Below are 17476 nucleotides of genomic sequence, written 5' to 3'. Positions count from 1 at the left end.
CAGGAACGTCGGCGGAGGTCGGTTGGGCGTCGATGTCGGCAGATCCTAGGTCAGGGCGAGCAGGACCCAGAAGACCACCATGCCGGCGGCCATCGTGACGAGCAGGTTCTTCGAGTACCAGGCGACGGGCCCGGCGACGACGACACCGGCGACCTCCGGCAACGAGATGCCGACGTTCGGGGCGTCGGGGTTGGCGATGAGGCTGATCACCAGGGTCGACAGCACCGCCGGCGCCACGTTGCGTAGCGCTCGGGTGACAATGGTGGGGATCTCGCGGTCGGCGAGGGCCAGGATCAGCCCCGCTCGCATGGCGTAGGTGATGGCGCCGACCACGAGAACGAGCGCCAGGGCGGTGATCGAACTCAACGGCTGCCCGCCCCGTTCCGTTCGAGCCGCAGGTCGACCGCCAACCCGGCGAGCACCCCGGCCATCGCCCCGATCAGGAGGCCGACCCGATTCGGCAGGCCGATCGTGAGAAGACACACCGCAGCGCCGACGATCGCTGCCGCCACGGCCGGACGGCGGGACAGGCCCATGACCACCAGGCCGGTGAACATCACGGCAGGTGCGTAGCCCAGGTGCCAGCTGTCGGGGATGAACGAGCCGAAGAACAACCCGGCGATCGTCGCCAGCACCCAACCACCGAGGAAGATGGCCGACGTGACGAGGTAGTACCGGCGGAAGAGGTCGGGGTGGTCCCGCGACCGGGGCTCGCTCAACGCAAAGACCTGGTCGATCAGGGTGAACGGGCCGAGGTAGCGGAACCATCGTGGCTGATGCTTGAACGCGGGCGCCATTGCGGCCGAGTACATGATGTGTCGGGCGTTGATCACCACGGCGGCCAGACCGGCCGCCCACACAGAAGCGGTGCCCAGCAACGTGACCATGGCGAGCTGGGCGGCACCGGCGAAGATCGGCAACGACGAGAAGATGCCGATGCCGTTGGGCATCGGCGACTCCCGCACGGCGAGTCCGAAGACGAACGCGAACGGGATGGCGGGGATGAACAGCGGAACGGCGAGCGAGACCGCCGACCGACTCGCTGCTCGAAGCGCCTCTGGGGTGGGCGGAGTCGAGTGGTCGGCCAGTGACGTCACCAGCCGAAACTATCCGCCTCGGACCTCAGCTCGCGATGAATTGTGCTCGTAGCTCGCGCTTGAGCACCTTCCCCGTGGCGTTGTGCGGAATCTCGTCGATGAACTCGACGGTCTGCGGCACCTTGTAGCGGGCGAGGTTGGTGCGGCAGTGGTTGATGATCTCCTGCTCCGTGAGGGTGGCACCCGGCGTGAGCACCACGATCGCTTTCCCCACCTCGACCCAGCGCTCGTCGGGCACGCCGATCACCGACACCTCACCGATGCCGTCGAGTTGGTAGATCACACTCTCGACCTCGGCCGGATAGACATTCTCCCCGCCGGAGATGTACATGTCCTTCCACCGGTCGACCACGTAGAAGTAGCCCTCGTCGTCCTGACGAGCGGCGTCGCCGGTGTGCAGCCAGCCATCGGTGAACGAGTCGGCGGTCGCTTCGGGCCGATTCCAGTAGCCGGGGGTGACGTTGGCTCCCCGCACCCACAGTTCGCCCGTCTCGCCCTGGACCACGTCGTTGCCCTGGTCGTCGACGATTCGCACCTCGACGTGCATCGCCGGGAGTCCGGCCGAGCCGATCTTGGTGAGCGCATCCTCGGGCCCGAGCGCCAACACGAGCGGCGCCGTCTCGGTCATGCCGAACGCCTGCTGCAACGGCAGTCCCTTGGTCTTCCAGGTCTCGATGAGCGGAACCGGGGTGGGCGATCCGCCGACGCCGGCAGCCACGATCGTCGGGAAGGTCGCATCGGCGAACGCCGGGACCTGGCTCATGAACAAGAAGTTGGCGGGCACACCGAGGAAGTGGGTGATGCCGACGCTCTCGTCGCACAGCAGCCGCAACGCTTCGGCCGGGTCGAACGACCTCATCACGACGGTCGACCCACCCATGTGGAACGACGGGTTGGAGAAGGTGTTGAGGCCGCCGGTGTGGAAGAGCGGGAGGAAGGCGAGGTTCACCATCGAGGTGCTGAGTTGGTAGAACTCGAGCACGTTGACCGCATTCCAGAAGGTCATGCCCTGGGTGATCATCGCCCCCTTCGGGCGACCGGTGGTTCCCGAGGTGTACATGATGGTGAGGACGTCATCGTGGGTGGTGGGCACCGCCGTGGCGAGCGGCTCGACCGTTCGCAGCAGTTCCTCGTAGTCGGCCATCTCGTGGGACCGGGCCGGGTCGACCGGGTCCCAGCAGATGCGATGCGGGATGCCCGGCGAGGCGGCAAGGGTGGCCGCGGCCTCGGCGAACTCGTGGTCGTGGATCATGACCGTCGGTGCGCAGTCACCGACGATGAACTCGAGCTCGGGGATCGTGAGCCGCCAGTTGAGCGGGACGAAGATGGCCCCGAGCTTCCAGCAGGCGAACTGGACCTCGAAGGTGTTCGTGTTGTTGTTGGCGAGCACTGCCACCCGGTCGCCGTGCCCGATCCCGAACTCGCCAGCCAGCGCTGCGGCCAACCGCGACGTGCGATCGTTCATCTCGGCGTAGGTGAACGAGCGATTCGTCGCCAGATCGACCGCCGCCGGAGCATCCGGTCGGTTCGTGGCATGGTGAGCAATCCAGTCGAAGCTGGCAGGCGCAGAGTTCATGGCCCTCGTCTAGCAGAATCCCCCGGACTGTGCGTCAAACGCGTCGGCAGCGGGAACTTCGACGCACAGAACGGTGGGGACCGGTGACAGTGACGCACAGAACGGTGGGTGGGGTCCTACGGTAGGACGATGGTGGTTCGGCGATGATCGAGCGGAGGAGGTGGCTGTTGGTGCTGGCAGCGCTGCTGCTGGCGTCGGCATGCAGCCGATTCGAGCAGGCAACCCAGCCCACCACGACCACCCAGCCGACGACCACCACACAGCCGACGACGACCACGACCGAGGCGACGACGACCACGACCGAGGCGGCAATGACCACGACCGAGCCGCCGGTGGCGCTCGCATCGGGACCGTCGGCCGGCTGCGAACAGCCTCGGCCGGCGTCGCTGCCGACGACGATCACCACCTCCGACGGCGAGACCCGCACGTTCCGGGTGTCGCTGCCCCGGGTGTACGACCAGTCCGTGCCGGCCCCGCTGGTGTTCGACTTCCACGGTCTCGGCAGCGAAGGCTTCCAGGAGGCGTTGGTCAGCGGCGTCGACCTGGCCGCCGACCGAGCCGGCTACATCGCCGTGATCCCCGACGGGGCGACGAACGAACTGCTCGGCACCCGATTCTGGAACCTGTCGACCGACGGCTCCCTGGACGGACTGGCGGTCGACGACGTCGCCTTCGTCACCGAACTGCTCGACTCGCTCGAGGCCCAACTGTGTATCGACACCGGCCGGGTGTTCTCGATGGGGCTGTCGAACGGCGGCTTCTTCTCGACCGTGCTCGCCTGCGAGATGGCCGACCGCATCGCTGCGGTCGCCACGGTCGCCGGGATCACACACCCCGACGATTGTGACCCGGTGCGTCCGGTCCCGGTCCTGCACTTCCACGGCACCGGCGACGCGATCGTGCCCTTCGATGGTGGCGACTCGATCCTGACCCAGGGCGGCGCTGCGATCCCCGGACTCGATGCCGAGCAGCTGGAGAGCTTCGGCGACGATCTGTTCGTGCCGATCGAAGACGAAGTGGCCCAATGGGCGGCGACCGACAGCTGTACCCCAGATGCCGAGGTGATCGCCGTGTCGGACAGCGTCGAGCGGCGGGTGTACGAGCAGTGCGATGCGTCGGTCGAGTTCTATGTCATCGACGGTGGCGGGCACACCTGGCCTGGCTCGTTGGCGACGGCGCTGATCTCGTCACTCGGCCCCACCACGTTCGATGTCAACGCCACACAGCTGGCGTTCGCCTGGTTCGCCGGCCATCCGATGCCAGCCAACTGATCAGCGAACGAGTTCGAGCGGAACCCAGCCCCGGATCGCGTTGATCATGAACAGGGCGTCGGCCGTTGCGAGCTCGTCGACCGTGACCACGCCTTCGACGATCTTGTCGTGGGCGAGCAGCTCGGCTCGGAAGGTGCCGGGCAACAGACCGCTCGACAGCGGCGGTGTGACCAGCCAGCCATTCCGCTCGATCACGATGTTGCCGATCGTGGTCTCGGTGACCTCGCCGCGCTCGTTCCACAAGATCACCTCGTCGGCCTCGGGGTGCTGGGAACGATGATGGTCGTAAACGTGGCGCTGGGTCGTCTTGTGGCGCAGGGCCGGGTCGGTCGATGACACCGGCGTGGTGGCGAGGGCCACTCGCCACGGTCGGCAGGCCGGGCGGGGGAGCGGAGCGAGGGTGAGTTCGAGCTCTCCGTCGGGCAGTGCGAGCAGTCGGACTCGCTGGGGTTCGTCGCCCTGGATGCTGTCGAGGAGTGCTCGCACGGCCGGGAGATCGATCGTGTGTCCGAGCTCTTCTGCCGAACGGGTCAGACGCTCGAGGTGGCGGTCGACGTTGGCGATGCCGAGCGCTGGGTCCCACGACATCGTCTCGATCAGACCGATCGGCTCGCACGCCCGGTCGAGCACTCGGGTCTTGACCTTGGTCTCGACCCACTCGTCGTGTGGGTCGGAGTCCCACACGATCCCGCCGCCGGTGCCGTAGGTGGCCGTGGCCGCCTCGTGATCGACCCAGACGGTGCGGATGGCGACGTTGAAGGTGCTCACGCCGCTGGGGGCCAACACACCGGCGGCCCCGCAGTACACCCCGCGCGGGGTGGTCTCGAGTTCGGTGATGAGCTCGGTGGTGCGCACCTTCGGCGCACCCGTGATCGACGCCGGCGGAAAGCTGGCGGCGAACACCTCGGGCAGCGTGGCCGAGGACGTGGCGGTCACGGTCGAGGTGAGGTGCATCACGGTGGGATAGCGCTCGACGGTGTGCAGCGCCGGCACCCGCACCGATCCGATGTCGGCGATGCGCCCGAAGTCGTTGCGCATCATGTCGAGGATCATCGTGTTCTCGGCTCGGTCCTTGGTGCTCGCCACCAACTCCTCGGCCAGCGCGTCGTCTTCGGCGTCGCTGATGCCGCGACGGCGCGTGCCCTTCATCGGGAGCGAGGTCAATTCGTAGCCACCACCGTCGAGCGGTGTGCGATGGAGGAACAGCTCGGGCGAGGCCGAGCACAGGGCGAAGCGGCCGAGATCGAGATAGACGCCGTACGGCGCCCGCTGGGCATCCATGAGCGAGCGGAACAGCCCGAGTGCCGAGCCGCTGAAGGTTGCGGTCCGGCGGTACGTGAGGTTGATCTGGTAGGTGTCGCCGTCGGCGATGTGCTCCTTGACCGCGCCGACACCGGCCCGGAACTCCTCGGCCATGACCGAATCCGTCCAGTCCCCACACGAGAAGACCCCACCGTCGAGTGGATCGTCGTCGGCGTCGGCGTAGACGCCGAACACGGCGAGCGGTACCCGCTCGTTGCGCAGCGCTCGGTTCGCCCGATCGAAAGCTGGCCCGGCGTCGTAGCTCACGAATCCGACGACCCAGGAGCCCTGTGCTGCGTGCCGTTCGGCGGCGGCGAGAACAGGTGACACTTCGTCGAGGGTCCACGCCGTGAGGGTGGTCAACGGTCGCTCGAACGAGTGCCAGCGGTCGGTCTGTGGATCTCGGGCGATAGCCCGCTCGGCGATCAGTGGCTGGTCGTTGGAGGGAAGCGCAAGAGACAACTGGTTTGCCGTTCGTTGGTACATGCCGCTGGTCAAACGTCAGGCCCAGGCGGAAACGTTCCCGTTACCCTTGCCCACGTGGCCAGCTCCTACGACCCCCGCAACGATATCGACGCCGTGACGTCGATGGTCCAGGAGGCGAGCAACCTCGCGCTGCGTTGGTTCCGCCAGCCGCTCGACGTCGTGAACAAGCTGGCCGGAGAGCGTGCGGTGGGCACCGATGCTGCGCCATTCGATCCGGTGACCGAAGCCGATCGGGCCGTCGAAGATGCGCTGCGCACGGCACTCACCGACCGCTTCCCCGACCACGAGGTGCTGGGTGAGGAACGCGGGCTCACCGGGTCGGGTGACCACCGCTGGATCATCGACCCGATCGACGGCACCCGGGCCTTCATCACCGGTCAACCCCTGTGGGGCACCCTGCTCGGTCTGCGCCACGGCGACGCCATGCTCGCCGGCTGGCTCCACAACCCGGTCCTGGGTGAGACCTACGTCGGCAGCGAGGCCGGTTCGTTCCGCATCTCGACCGACGGCGCCGTGCGGATCGCCACCAGTTCGGTCACTCGTCTCGATCAGGCGGTCGTGCTGTGCACCCACCCCGATCTGTTCGCTCCGGGCCCCGAGTCCGACGGGTTCGCTCGTCTCGACCGCGCCACCAAGATGGTCCGCTACAGCGGCGACTGCATGAACTACGCCCTGCTCGCGTCCGGCTTCGGTGATCTCGTGGTCGAGAACCTGCTCCAGTCCTACGACATCGCCGCGCTCATCCCGATCATCGAACACGCCGGCGGGGTGATCACCGGGCTCGACGGCGGCAGTGCCATCGACGGCGGCTACGTCGTTGCCGCCGCCAACGCCGAACTCCACGCCGCCGCCCTCGCCGTGCTGAACGGTTGACACCTTGCCCCTCGGTCGCCACCTCGTTGCGGTCGCGATCCTGCTGACGGCGATCCTCGGGTTGGCGACCACCGCCGGGGCGGCCCAGGTGCCGACACCGGTCGCCACCTGCGACACGGGCGGACCGTTCGCCTTCGGTGTCGGCATCGACTGCACCATCGCCTTCGACCCGCCGCTCGACCCCGACCAGGTGTACTCGGGCGGACTCGTCGACCAGAACGGCGAGTACTGGCCCTGCGACCTCGAAGCCGAGCGCCTCGAGTGCCGCGGCATCGGCAAGGAGCGGTACGACCTCGCCAGCCGTCGCCTCGATCTCGAACTCGACCATCAGGTCGAGGGCTTCCTCACGTTCGCCGACGTCGCCGAGATCGAGACCACGCTCGACCAGCAATCGACGCTCTACACCTTCATCGATGGGAACGAGCCGGTCGTCTTCGACGGGCGTCCACTCCCGATCGAGCTGTTCGCCATCGGCGAGCTGGACCGCACGTTCATCGTGGTTCGCGACCGCCGGACCGGCGACCTCATCGAGTCGATCGAGGTGTCGGCGCCCGGCCGGGACCGCTCTGTGTCGACCCGACTCGCCATCGATGCACCGCCGGGCCGGTATCGGATCTGGCCCTGTGTCGGTGCCGACGCCGACGCATGCGAGCCACAGCCCGCTGGGTTCGCCGTGCAGGTGATCGATCCGGAGATCGCCGAACTCATTCCCGGTCACAACCGGCCGAGCGCCGAACGGATCAACATGGTGTTCGCCGGGAGCAACCTCGGCTCTGCCGACGACCTCGTGGACGTTGCGACCGCCATGCTCACGCTCGGCGGGCCGGCCGCCGGTCCCTACGACATGAACTTCGGGCCGATGGCCATCGAGCCGCTGGCGTCGAATGCCCACAAGTTCAACTTCTGGTATCTCGTCGATCCGCTGGCCGACGAGCGCTCGCTGCTGGTCGACGGCACCGACCCGACCGCTCTCGCCGGCTTCGACCTCGACAACATGGCGGTCACCGTGTTGTACGGCCCCGGCTACGGGGCGTCGGACGCCCGGCTGACGTCGATGTGGAACCTGATCAACGCACCGGCCGCCGACCAGTTGCGGTTCGGCGGTGCCCGTGTCTCGGTCGACCTCGACGACCCCCTCGCCCGCGCCGCCACGTTGGCGCATGAGTGGGGCCACAGCCTGTTCGAATTGCGCGACGAGTACGTCGGCTTCGACGACCGAGCCGTCCTCACCCAGTACCCGAACTGTGCGCCGACCGCAGAGCTCGCTGACGACTGGTGGGGCTCGCTCGACGGGACGATCGATCCGTTCGTCTACGAGGTGTTGCGGGCCCGTCGGGCGGCCGGGTTCCCGGGCGAACCCCGCGAGGGATCGAACCTCGCCACCAGTGTCCGCATCGGTGTCCACCCCGGCGGCTGCTACGACACCGCCGACGCCAACACGGCATTCCGCCCCAGCAGTGACTCGCTGATGAACTCGGAGATCCCGGTCTGGGGCGCGGTCAACCGTCGGCGGGTGGAGCAGGTGCTCGCCCGATTCTCCGGTCGCGGCCCGCTCGACGATCTCGATGCGATCGAGCTGGCGTGCGAGCGACAGTCGGGCACCGTGGACTGCGCCGGCACGCTCGACCGCTACCTCGATCCGCCCGACCGTCGCGTGGCGCTCGACGGTCGTTCGTGCACACTCGCGCCGCCGGTCGAGGCGTCGAGCACCGGCGAGGAAGGACGAGCGACGATCCAGTGCTCCGCTCCGTCGACGGCCGGACCGGTGACCCTGGTGCTCGGCGATCAGGAGCGTTCGATCACTGTGGTCGACCTGCCCGACCCGGAGCCGGTGACACCTCCTGAGATCGTCGGCGAGCCCTCCACCGAGTCGTCGTCAAACGGGTCACGCACGACGCTGGTCGTCTGGAGCGGTGTCATGATGCTCTTCCTGCTGGTCAGCACCAGTGTGAGGGTGTGGCGTCGCCAGAAGTGAGACACTGGCAACGTCCGATCAAAGGGGGATTCGACATGCAGGTAGCCGACATTCTGGCGCGCAAGGGCACGGCGGTGGCGACCGTGGCTCCCGACGACACGGTGCGAGCGGTCGTGGCCAAACTCAAAGAAATCGGCGTCGGTGCGCTGGTGGTCTCGGCCAACGGCACGACCATCGACGGCATCGTCTCCGAGCGTGACATCGTGCGTCGCCTCGACACCGACGGCGCCGACCTCCTCGATCTGACCGTCGATCAGATCATGACCCGCGACGTCGTCACCTGCTCGCTTCCGGACCGCGCCGACGGCCTGTTGTCGATGATGACCGGACGCCGCATCCGACATCTCCCGGTCATCGAGGGCAACAGCCTGGCCGGGATCGTCAGTATCGGCGACGTCGTGAAGAGCCGCCTCGACGAACTCGTCGAAGAAGCGAAGGCGCTCGAGGGCTACATCCAGAACAGCGGCTACTAGCAGGATGCGGAAAATCGGCTCTCGGCCGGTGTTGCGGGTTCAAGGTTTGCGAGTAAGTGCTCGATGGGGGCGAAGGGCCGGTCCGGGGGCCAGGCTCCAGGCTCGGGGGGTGGGGCTTGCGGGCGTGTCAGCGCCCCCTGTTTCGGGGTTCAGGCGGTCGCAGCGTCGAGGGAGCAGATCCGGATCAGGTTGTAGACAGCGGCTTCGATCTTGAACCAGGCCCGGTTACGTTCTTGGCCGATGTAGCGGAGCTTGCGGCCAGCGCCGACAGTCTTGATCCAACCGAAGGGTTCCTCGACGCGTTTGCGGATCCGTTGGGACACAGCGTGTCCGGCGTGGCGGGTCGTGCGGCCATCGATCGCAGAGCGGCGGTTGCTGGTGTTCTGCGCAACATGCGGAGTGAACCCCAACTCGCGGATACCAGCGACGAAGCCCGCGGTGTCGTAGTTCTTGTCCGCCGCCACGGTCCGGCGACGTTTCGTCTTCGGCAACCGGGCCAACATGTCGGTCGCGCAGTCCCGCTCGGCGTAGCCGGTCGCCTGAGTCAACTCGGCATCCACGATCAACGCGGTCCGGTTCTCGATCAACAGATGCCCCATGTAGGACAGCTCCGCGGCGGCGTTGTTGGACTTGCGGAACAACATCGCCTCGGGATCCGTGGTGGAGGTGTGGGTCTTGTTCGACCGTTTCTGGCCCTTGAAATCGACCTCGGCGTTGCGGCCGGCGAACCCGTTCCCATCACCGTCATCGGGTTGGTCGTTGGGTTTGAAGCTCTTGTTCGACGCCCACGCCTGCAACAGCGTCCCGTCCACCGAGAAGTGATCCGAGGACATATAGCGACGCAGTTTCGCCTGGGTCACGACCGCAGCGAAGAACTGGTCCGCGATCTGGTGGTCGAGGAGACGCTTCCGGTTCTTCGTGAACGTCGTCGCATCGAACGCCCGATCATCGATCGCCAGATCCAAGAACCACTTGAACAACATGTCGTAGTTCAGGCGCTCACAGAACGCCCGCTCCGAGCGGATCGAGTACATCGCCATCAACACCGTCGCCTTCAACAGCGTCTCAGGCGGCACCGAACGGCGACCCGACGCCGCGTACATCGCGTCGAACTCGCCGTCCATCGATGCCAGGACCTCATCGACCACGACCCGGATCCGCCGTATCGGATGATCAGCCGGGATCAGATCCTCGGTCGACAACGACGACAACATCGACAACTGACGCTCAGGGATCCCACGCATGCCCCCATGCTCACCGATACCCGCCCCGAACGCGAGCACCAATCAGGAGAATTTCAGCACCCTGCTAGCCGCGGTTCGCAATGCCGTTGATCGCGTCGGCGATCTGCGGCAGCAAAGGGATCGGCATGTCGTGCCCCATCTGGGCCAGGACCAGCATGTCGGCGTTGGGAACGGCCTCGGCCGTCGCTGCGCCGCCGGACCACGAGATGAGCTCGTCGGCCCGGCCGTGGATCACGAGGAACGGCAGATCGACGTCGGCCAGCCGTTCGGTGCGGTCGCCGGAGGCGAAGATCGCGGCCATCTGGAAGGCCGCACCAACGGGGTAGAAGGCCCGGTCATACGACGCCGCCGTTCGGATGGCGGCGAGTTCACGGTTCCACAGCGGCCCACTGATGGCTTTGCTGCCCTCGATGCCCTGGGCGATCATCGCCTCCCGACCATCGGCTGGCGGCGCCAGTAGTGCGGCCATTGCTGCCGGGGTCGCCTGGCCGACCGACTGATCACCAGTGGTCGACATGATCGAGGTGACCGACCGAAGACGCTCGGGGCACTCGATCGCCATGGTCTGCACGATCATGCCGCCCATCGAGGCGCCAACGACATGGGCGCTGTCGATCCCGAGATGGTCGAGCACGCCGAACGCATCGTTGGACATGTCGGACAGGGTGTAGGGCGCCATCCCGCTCACATCGCCACCCGACATCGCCTGCGCCATGATCGCTGCCGCATCGGGCGGGTCGCCCGGGGTTTTGTGCGACAGGCCGCAGTCACGGTTGTCATGGCGGATCACGAAGTAGCCACGGTCGCACAACGCCTGCACGAACTCGTCGGGCCAGACGATCAGCTGGGCGGTGAATCCCATGACCAGCAGCAACGGCTCGTCGTCGGGGTTTCCGGAGGTCTCGTAGTACAGGTCGATTCCGTTGGCGTTCGCAATAGGCACGCCGGGCATCCTGGCACGAGGCCGGTCAGCCCGTCGACCCCAACCCTCGCAGGCCACCCCAGGCCAGCGTCGCCATGTCGGCGGCAAGCGAGTCGACATCGTGGTCGGCCGCCAGTGAGTGGCGGACCATCCCCTCGGCCAAACCGACCATGCCGTGGGCGAAGGTGATGCGGCGCTCGGTCGACATGCCGGGAACATCGATCAGGTCGGCGATCGAGCGAGCGATCGACCCCTCGACCCGCTGGGTGATCCGAACCCACTCGTCGTCTTCTCGGCTGGTGCCGGTGAACAACAGGCGGAAACCGTCGCCGTCGGTCTCGACGAACTGGAGGTAGGCGCTCAGCCCTCGCTCGACCTGTTCACGCGGTGTCATCGCCTTGGCCGCCGACTGGATGATGTCGTGCTCGAGGCGGCGGCCGACGTCGTCGAGCACTGCCCGGAACAGGTCCCGCTTCGAGGCGAAGTGCTGGTAGAGCACGGGCTTGGTGACGCCCGCCTCGGCCGCGACGTCGTTCATCGATGTTTCGTGGAAGCCGCTCCGGGCAAAGACCATGCGGGCCGTGTCGAGTAGCTGCTGACGTCGCTCCGGGGCGGGAAGCCGCACCGCACTCACCATGAGCCGTCTCGGTCGGCCCGGTCGGCCGCCTTCACGCCGTACTTGAACACCAACGCCGGTGCGAGGAGCATCGACCCGATCACCATCGTCACGATGATCACGATGACGGCCGGTTGCTTGAAGCCGGTCATGAACGACGCGAAGAACACCACGCTGGCGAACACGTAGAGGGCGCTCCCCAGACGGATGCCCTTCGACACGAGGTCGGCCACCTTGGCTCGCTGCACCCGCACCGGGTCGATCGGCTGATTCATGGTTGCCAGCCTGCCTGCTCCAGCACGTAAAGCAACCGCGCCGTCGCCACCCCGATGTCCAGTCGTTCGATCGCCACCGCCCGATTGTGGTCGAGAACGGCAGGGTCAGGCGAGACGATTTCTCGTCGAGCGACCTCCACCACGTCGGGGTCGACCCCGCTGAACACGGGCCACTCGAATCCCATCGCTCGCTGTTCGGCCGCGACCGGATACGAGCCGACGAGGACCGGCCGACGATGGATCGCCGCCTCGACCGGCGGATTGCCGAAGCCCTCCCACGTCGACGGGAACACCACGAGATCGGCGGCGGCATAGAGCGAAGGGAGCGAGACGGCCGGTTCGTGGATCACTCGGGTGCGGGCCGTGTCGAGCAGACGGGCCAGCGTCGGCGCATAGTCCTCCTCGGCCGGACCGGTCAGCCAGTACGTGGCGCCGATCGCCTCGGCCAGGGCCAGCGCAGCCGGCAGATTCTTGCGCTCGATCGCTCGCACCGGGTGCACGATCAGTGGCTCATCGTCGCCAACGCCGAGATGTTCGCGCTGGTCACGACGGAGCTGGGTGCGCTCGCGCTCGGTCAGGGCGGTCGTGTCGAACGGGTTGTAGATCGTCGTGGCCTCGATGCCCCGATCTCGCAGCTGTCGCTCGGTCAACTGGTTGATCGTGACGTGGCGCCACGCCGGGTCGGTCGCCGGGAGTTCCGTGATCGAAGCGAACCGCTCGCGCTGCCACGGCGGGTCGTGATGATGCAGCAGCGCCGGCCGGCCAGCCAACACCTCGGCCGCCACTCGACTGGCCGACAGCTGCATCGGGATCGTGAGCAGGTTCTCGACCACGACCAGATCGCAGTCGTCGAGCGCAGCCTCGAGGTCGGCTCGAGACGGCGGGGTCGCTGATCCGATGGCCAAGCCCTCGATGATCCGGTCGACCGGCCCCTCGCCGGCAACGGTCACCGTCGACCACCCGAGCCGCCCGAACATCGTCTGGCACTGGTCGGCCACGATCGACACGCCATCGGACCCACCGAGTCGAAACGAGAGGAATGCGCACCGGCCCATCAGGCGACGACGGTACCCAACCGCCCGAGATGTGCCATAGCGTCGTGCAGGTGACCGTCGATCGAGAAGCTGTTCGAGCGCTGATGCATGCCGCATGGCGCGACGAGGGATTCTGTGTGCCCAACGACTCGGTCTATCCCTTCCAGTGGCTGTGGGACTCCTGCTTCCACGCACTCGTGTGGGCCGAGCTCGACGACCCCCGAGCCCTGACCGAGATCCGCTCGGCGCTCGCGAACCAGGATCCGGCGACCGGCTTCGTGCCCCACCTCACCTACTGGGCCCGCCCCGACCACCACGCCTCGTTCTGGGGGCGCGAGCTCACGTCGTCGATCACCCAACCGCCGATGTATGGGCACGCCCTCGCCCGGCTGGTCGACCACGGCGTCGACATCGACGACGACACCTTCGCCCGGGCCCGGGCTGGGCTCCGGCACCTCCTCGGCCGTCGACGCGACCGTGAGGCGCTCGTCCCCGTGTTCCATCCCTGGGAGACCGGCTGTGACGACTCGCCGCGCTGGGACGCCTGGGACCGATCGCGGTGGAGGGAGGTCAAGGGTGAACTCGTCGCCGACCTGGTCCTCGACTCCAGCGGTTTCGCCGTCGACTCCGACACCTTCCGGGTCCCGTCGTGCGGCTTCAACGCGCTCGTCGCGTGGAACATCGCCGAGCTCGACCGTGTCGGCCAAGCCGATCCCGAATTGGTGGAAGGAGCGGGCGCCCTGGTGGCAGGTCTGCGCGACCGCTGGGATCCGATCCCGGCCATCTGGACCGACCCAACCCCGTCCGGGTCGATCCGCACCGCCGACGCCCTGCTCTGCATGCTGGTCGACCCCCGGCCCGAGGCGGCGGCCCTGCTCTGCGATGCCGACGCCTTTGCCGGGCCGTACGGGATTCGGGGCGTCCACTGCGACGAGCCGACCTATGACCCCGACACCTACTGGCGTGGCTCGTCGTGGCCGCAGCTCGACTACCTGCTCCTCGTGGCGTTGCGAGCCGCCGGCTTCACCGAGCAGGCGGCCGAGCTGGCCCAGCAGTGCGCCGCCGGAGCGGTCGGATCGGGTTGGGCCGAGTACTGGAACGCCGACACCGGCGTCGGTGGCGGGGCCACGCCCCAGACGTGGACGGCCCTTGCCCTCTTGTTCGGTTAGCCGAGTCCGAGCGCGGCCCGATAGCCGGCGATCCCGCCGGCATAGATGCGGCCGGCAAGGTGCTCGGCCTTCTCGGCCGGGACGCCGTTCGCCTCGAACGTGCCGGTCCAGGTGAGCGTGCACGACTCGGCGTCGTCCTCAGTGACGACCATCGTGGCCGAATAGTCCTTGAACGGCAGTGGACCCGACACGATCGAGTAGGTCAGCGTCATCGCTTCGGGGTCGAGCACGTCGAGCGATTCGATGACCTGCGTCTCACCGGACGGGACCATGCGCCGCATACCGACGCCCTCGCCCTCGGTCGTCACCCCCGTCACGCCCGGCATGAACTTCTCCAGCCCACCGAAGTCGGCGACGAGCTCCCAGAGCGCAGCGGCGGGGACGGCGAATGAACCAGTTTCGGTGACCTCGGACATGGCCACATGCTGGTCGTGTCCATGGCATCCCGCAAGCTCAGCGCTTGCTCGCCACCACCCGGGCGAAGCCGAGCTCGGCTCCCTGATCGGCCACCAGCATGTCGTGCGTCGTTGCCACCTCGTCGACCCACCACCCCTCGACGTGCGGCGCGATGTAGTCGTTGAACTGGAGCCAGTCACGCCACCCGTCCTCGATCAGATCGGCCTGGTCGACCGTCACCTTCTGTGTCTTTGCCCAATGCGTCCGCCACCAGCCGGGCGTGTGGAAGCAGCAGAAGTCCCACTCCCAGTACGGGGCGAGTGTCTCGGGGATCTCCATCCCCAGCTCGCGAGTCGTTGCCGGCATGACAGCGCCCAGCCGACCACCGGCGTTCAGGAAGTCGAGCAGGTAGCCCAGGTAGAGGTCGGCCGTCCCGAAGTACTGGTAGGCGTCGAGACTCACGATCGCATCGAAGAAGCCGGCCGCGTACGGCAACGTGTGAGCCTCGGCGTGGATGGGGGTCACGAGATCGGTGACGCCCGCCTCGACGATTCGCTGCTGGTTCTCCGCCGCCGGGATCCACAGATCCGTCGCCCAGACCTGTGCCCCGAACTCCTTGGCGAGGAAGATCGAACTCATCGCCTTGCCACACCCGAGGTCGAGGACCTTCATGCCCGGCTCGATCGTCATGACCTCGGTGAGCGCCTCGGTCAGCCACAGGGCGTTCGGCCCCATCTGGTTCTCGGTGACCCACGCCGGGTCGTAGCCGTTGGAGCGGGTGTAGCGAGGATGGTGGAGCGTGTCGGGGCTCGTCATGCCGACGTCCTACTTCGCCGACCGTCGAGGTGGCAACATCTTTTCGTGGCGAGCGACGACTTCGAGATCAGATCCGACCGGCTCATCCTTCGACCGTGGCGCAGTGCCGACAGCAGCGACTTCGCACACATGAATGCGGATCCCGAGGTGATGGCCGACCTCGGTGGGCCACTGTCGCGTGCGGCCAGCGACGCCAAGCTCGAACGATTCCGTGGCGTTTGGTTGGAACACGGCATCACACGATGGGTCGTGACTGATCAGCATGACCGTTTCCTCGGCTACTGCGGCATCGTCGTGCAGCCCGACGATCACCCGCTCGGCGCTCACCACGAAATCGGCTGGCGGCTGGCTCGTGACGCATGGGGTCATGGGTTCGCCTCGGAGGCGGCGCGTGCCGCCCTCACCGACGCATTCGGCCGGGTCGGCTGCCAGGAGGTCTTCGCCTACACCGCTGCGGACAACGTTCGGTCCGAGGCGGTCATGGAGCGGCTGGGACTCGAGCGTCGGAGCGAACTCGACTTCGCTCACGACTACGCCGGCGTCGGCCCATGGCACGGGCTGGTCTGGGCGGCAACAGCTCCAACGCCGTAGCGCCAAGCGCGACGCGCCGCCACCCGGATGGGATCCGGGTGGCGACTGCGGGCGGTGTCAAGGCGCGGGTGGCCAGAGGCCGAGCATTTCGAGCCGGGATTTGTGACGGTGGCAGGGTCCGCACAACGGTTGCCCGTTGGTGGGCGTGGTGGCGCCGCCGTCTTCGTATCGAGTGGTGTGGTCGATGTCGCAGTGGCGGGCGTGGGTGTCGCAGCCGGGCCCTTGGCAATGCCGGTCTCTGATGAGGATTCCGGTGCGGAGGGCGCCTTTGAACAGGCGGGTTCGGGGTGATTGGCTGAACTCGCCGGTGGTGGTGTTCATCCGGTAGAGGCGGACGTGCCCGGCAATGGTGTAGTCGAACGCATCGGCGGGGGAGAGGGCCATGCCGGTGATGGTTTCGCAGCGGCGGGTGCGGGCCCGTTCGATCGCTTCGCCAGGTGCGAGCGGTCGTCGGACCGGCTCTTGGCCATTCGCGATGGCGTCGCGGCGCTCGGCTTCTTCTTGGAAGGTCTGGTCGTCCATGACCGCGTTGCCGGTGACGTTGGCGAGCGTCGGGTCGGCGCCGATGCCGTGGCGCATGATGATCACGAAGGCGTCGTGGCGGCGCTGGCTGTCGCTGCGTCCGAGGTCGGCCATGGTGGCGTCGTCGCCGAGCCGGGCTCGGGCGTTGGCCCAGTCGGCTTCGAAGAGTTCGGCGGTCTTGGCTTCGAGCGCAGGCTGGATCTGGGCCCAGGCGGCGGTGGTGGACAGGATCTGGATGAGGACCTGTTGGCTGACGGGTTCGGTGGTGGCGAGGCCCCGGTCGGCGTGGGCTCGCTCGGCGTATTCGTTGGGGTCGATCGGGTCGACGATGGTTTCCCAGGCGTCGAAGAGTTCCTTGCAGGTGGCCCAGTCGTTGCGGGCGAACCCGATGAGGCCATCGAGATCGGCAGTGAGATGGGCCCGGAGTTCGGGACGCCGCCACAGGCGGTGGAACAGGCCGACGTGTTCCTCGTTGATGACGCCGTGGTCGAAGGCGTCGCCGAGGGCGGGGAGGTGGTGGTAGAGGAGCCGGCCTCGGTGGCAGTGGCTGCCGGCGGTGCCCTTGGGGATGCGGAGGGAGTCGGCGAGCCAGAGCGCTTCGTTGCGATGTTGGCTGACCGACGGGCCGGCATGTTCGGCCGCCTCGGCGAGCAGTTTCCAATAGGTGGCGCGGGCCTGTCGGACGGCAGCTTCGGCGTCGAGGATCCGGTCGTGCAGCGACGGCTCGGGACCGCTGGGGGTCGGTTCGTCGGGGGTGGCGTCGCCTGCCCCGTTGCTGCCGCCAAGGAACATCTGCACATGGTAACGAACAATTGTTCTGTAAACAACCTTATATAGC

The 17476-nt window shown here is 67.3% G+C and carries 18 protein-coding genes; 6 read left to right on the top strand and 12 right to left on the bottom strand.

Annotated features, from left to right (window positions below):
* Positions 1–45: 45 nt before the first annotated feature.
* From R2733_03510 to R2733_03500, 3 genes are read right to left on the bottom strand one after another with little or no spacing between them, the layout of a single operon-like run.
* On the bottom strand, positions 46–366 hold the full coding sequence (locus R2733_03510; protein MEZ5375552.1) for an AzlD domain-containing protein: 321 nt from the start codon (positions 364–366) through the stop codon (positions 46–48).
* Positions 363–1097 carry an AzlC family ABC transporter permease gene (locus tag R2733_03505; GenBank protein ID MEZ5375551.1) on the bottom strand — a complete coding sequence of 245 codons (735 nt, stop codon included), beginning with the start codon at positions 1095–1097 and terminating at the stop codon, positions 363–365. The genes R2733_03510 and R2733_03505 overlap by 4 nt, the downstream gene beginning before the upstream one ends.
* 25 nt (positions 1098–1122) lie before the next feature.
* On the bottom strand, positions 1123–2673 hold the full coding sequence (locus tag R2733_03500) for a long-chain fatty acid--CoA ligase (protein MEZ5375550.1): 1551 nt from the start codon (positions 2671–2673) through the stop codon (positions 1123–1125).
* 143 nt (positions 2674–2816) lie between these two features.
* Between R2733_03500 and R2733_03495 the strand changes: the two genes are divergently transcribed.
* Positions 2817–3944, top strand: coding sequence for a PHB depolymerase family esterase (locus R2733_03495; GenBank protein MEZ5375549.1), 1128 nt, complete (start codon positions 2817–2819; stop codon positions 3942–3944).
* Here R2733_03495 and R2733_03490 read toward each other — a convergent pair whose 3' ends face one another.
* Positions 3945–5732 (bottom strand): chorismate-binding protein, encoded by a 1788-nt coding sequence (locus tag R2733_03490; GenBank protein MEZ5375548.1) that lies wholly within the window; start codon positions 5730–5732, stop codon positions 3945–3947.
* A gap of 54 nt (positions 5733–5786) precedes the next feature.
* Here R2733_03490 and R2733_03485 point away from each other — a divergent pair, with 54 nt between their 5' ends.
* From R2733_03485 to R2733_03475, 3 genes are read left to right on the top strand one after another with little or no spacing between them, the layout of a single operon-like run.
* A complete protein-coding gene (locus R2733_03485) occupies positions 5787–6605 on the top strand; it encodes an inositol monophosphatase family protein (protein ID MEZ5375547.1) in 819 nt (272 codons plus the stop codon).
* Positions 6606–6609: 4 nt separating this feature from the next.
* A complete protein-coding gene (locus R2733_03480; GenBank protein MEZ5375546.1) occupies positions 6610–8580 on the top strand; it encodes a hypothetical protein in 1971 nt (656 codons plus the stop codon).
* Between the two features lie 35 nt (positions 8581–8615).
* Complete coding sequence (locus R2733_03475) at positions 8616–9053, top strand: CBS domain-containing protein (protein ID MEZ5375545.1); 438 nt, start codon at positions 8616–8618, stop codon at positions 9051–9053.
* Positions 9054–9202: 149 nt separating this feature from the next.
* On the opposite strand, the gene R2733_03470 is transcribed toward R2733_03475, so the two are convergent.
* The 5 genes from R2733_03470 to R2733_03450 all read right to left on the bottom strand — a co-directional run bounded on the left by R2733_03470 (position 9203) and on the right by R2733_03450 (position 13165).
* Entirely contained in the window at positions 9203–10297 is a 1095-nt protein-coding gene (locus tag R2733_03470; protein ID MEZ5375544.1) for an IS5 family transposase, read from the bottom strand.
* Positions 10298–10361: 64 nt separating this feature from the next.
* Complete coding sequence (locus R2733_03465; protein ID MEZ5375543.1) at positions 10362–11249, bottom strand: alpha/beta hydrolase; 888 nt, start codon at positions 11247–11249, stop codon at positions 10362–10364.
* 16 nt (positions 11250–11265) lie between these two features.
* On the bottom strand, positions 11266–11844 hold the full coding sequence (locus R2733_03460) for a TetR/AcrR family transcriptional regulator (GenBank protein ID MEZ5375542.1): 579 nt from the start codon (positions 11842–11844) through the stop codon (positions 11266–11268).
* A gap of 5 nt (positions 11845–11849) precedes the next feature.
* Complete coding sequence (locus tag R2733_03455) at positions 11850–12110, bottom strand: hypothetical protein (GenBank protein MEZ5375541.1); 261 nt, start codon at positions 12108–12110, stop codon at positions 11850–11852.
* The gene (locus R2733_03450) at positions 12107–13165 is read right to left on the bottom strand and encodes a glycosyltransferase (GenBank protein MEZ5375540.1); all 1059 of its coding nucleotides are present in this window, start codon (positions 13163–13165) and stop codon (positions 12107–12109) included. Before R2733_03450 ends, R2733_03455 begins: the two co-directional genes overlap by 4 nt.
* Before the next feature lie 50 nt (positions 13166–13215).
* On the opposite strand from R2733_03450, the gene R2733_03445 reads away from it, so the two are divergent.
* Positions 13216–14313 (top strand): hypothetical protein, encoded by a 1098-nt coding sequence (locus R2733_03445; GenBank protein MEZ5375539.1) that lies wholly within the window; start codon positions 13216–13218, stop codon positions 14311–14313.
* Here R2733_03445 and R2733_03440 read toward each other — a convergent pair.
* Positions 14310–14729, bottom strand: coding sequence for an SRPBCC family protein (locus R2733_03440; GenBank protein ID MEZ5375538.1), 420 nt, complete (start codon positions 14727–14729; stop codon positions 14310–14312). The genes R2733_03445 and R2733_03440 overlap by 4 nt on opposite strands.
* A 37-nt stretch (positions 14730–14766) precedes the next feature.
* Complete coding sequence (locus R2733_03435; protein ID MEZ5375537.1) at positions 14767–15525, bottom strand: methyltransferase domain-containing protein; 759 nt, start codon at positions 15523–15525, stop codon at positions 14767–14769.
* A 45-nt stretch (positions 15526–15570) separates the two neighbouring features.
* Between R2733_03435 and R2733_03430 the strand changes: the two genes are divergently transcribed.
* Positions 15571–16116 (top strand): GNAT family N-acetyltransferase, encoded by a 546-nt coding sequence (locus R2733_03430; GenBank protein MEZ5375536.1) that lies wholly within the window; start codon positions 15571–15573, stop codon positions 16114–16116.
* 57 nt (positions 16117–16173) lie between these two features.
* Here R2733_03430 and R2733_03425 read toward each other — a convergent pair whose 3' ends face one another.
* Positions 16174–17430 (bottom strand): DUF222 domain-containing protein, encoded by a 1257-nt coding sequence (locus R2733_03425; protein ID MEZ5375535.1) that lies wholly within the window; start codon positions 17428–17430, stop codon positions 16174–16176.
* Positions 17431–17476 lie beyond the last annotated feature (46 nt).

The sequence above is a fragment of the Acidimicrobiales bacterium genome, from assembly GCA_041394265.1.
GTDB lineage: Bacteria > Actinomycetota > Acidimicrobiia > Acidimicrobiales > SZUA-35 > JBBQUN01.
The sequence above is the reverse complement of the archived record's forward strand: the minus strand, read 5'-3'. Positions and strand labels throughout refer to the sequence as shown.

Coding starts and splice junctions, on each gene's coding strand:
- R2733_03500 (MEZ5375550.1), bottom strand. CDS start 2,673: ATGAACTCTGCGCCTGCCAGCTTCGACTGGATTGCTCACCATGCCACG.
- R2733_03495 (MEZ5375549.1), top strand. CDS start 2,817: ATGATCGAGCGGAGGAGGTGGCTGTTGGTGCTGGCAGCGCTGCTGCTG.
- R2733_03490 (MEZ5375548.1), bottom strand. CDS start 5,732: ATGTACCAACGAACGGCAAACCAGTTGTCTCTTGCGCTTCCCTCCAAC.
- R2733_03475 (MEZ5375545.1), top strand. CDS start 8,616: ATGCAGGTAGCCGACATTCTGGCGCGCAAGGGCACGGCGGTGGCGACC.
- R2733_03470 (MEZ5375544.1), bottom strand. CDS start 10,297: ATGCGTGGGATCCCTGAGCGTCAGTTGTCGATGTTGTCGTCGTTGTCG.
- R2733_03465 (MEZ5375543.1), bottom strand. CDS start 11,249: ATGCCCGGCGTGCCTATTGCGAACGCCAACGGAATCGACCTGTACTAC.
- R2733_03455 (MEZ5375541.1), bottom strand. CDS start 12,110: ATGAATCAGCCGATCGACCCGGTGCGGGTGCAGCGAGCCAAGGTGGCC.
- R2733_03450 (MEZ5375540.1), bottom strand. CDS start 13,165: ATGGGCCGGTGCGCATTCCTCTCGTTTCGACTCGGTGGGTCCGATGGC.
- R2733_03440 (MEZ5375538.1), bottom strand. CDS start 14,729: ATGTCCGAGGTCACCGAAACTGGTTCATTCGCCGTCCCCGCCGCTGCG.
- R2733_03435 (MEZ5375537.1), bottom strand. CDS start 15,525: ATGACGAGCCCCGACACGCTCCACCATCCTCGCTACACCCGCTCCAAC.
- R2733_03425 (MEZ5375535.1), bottom strand. CDS start 17,430: ATGTTCCTTGGCGGCAGCAACGGGGCAGGCGACGCCACCCCCGACGAA.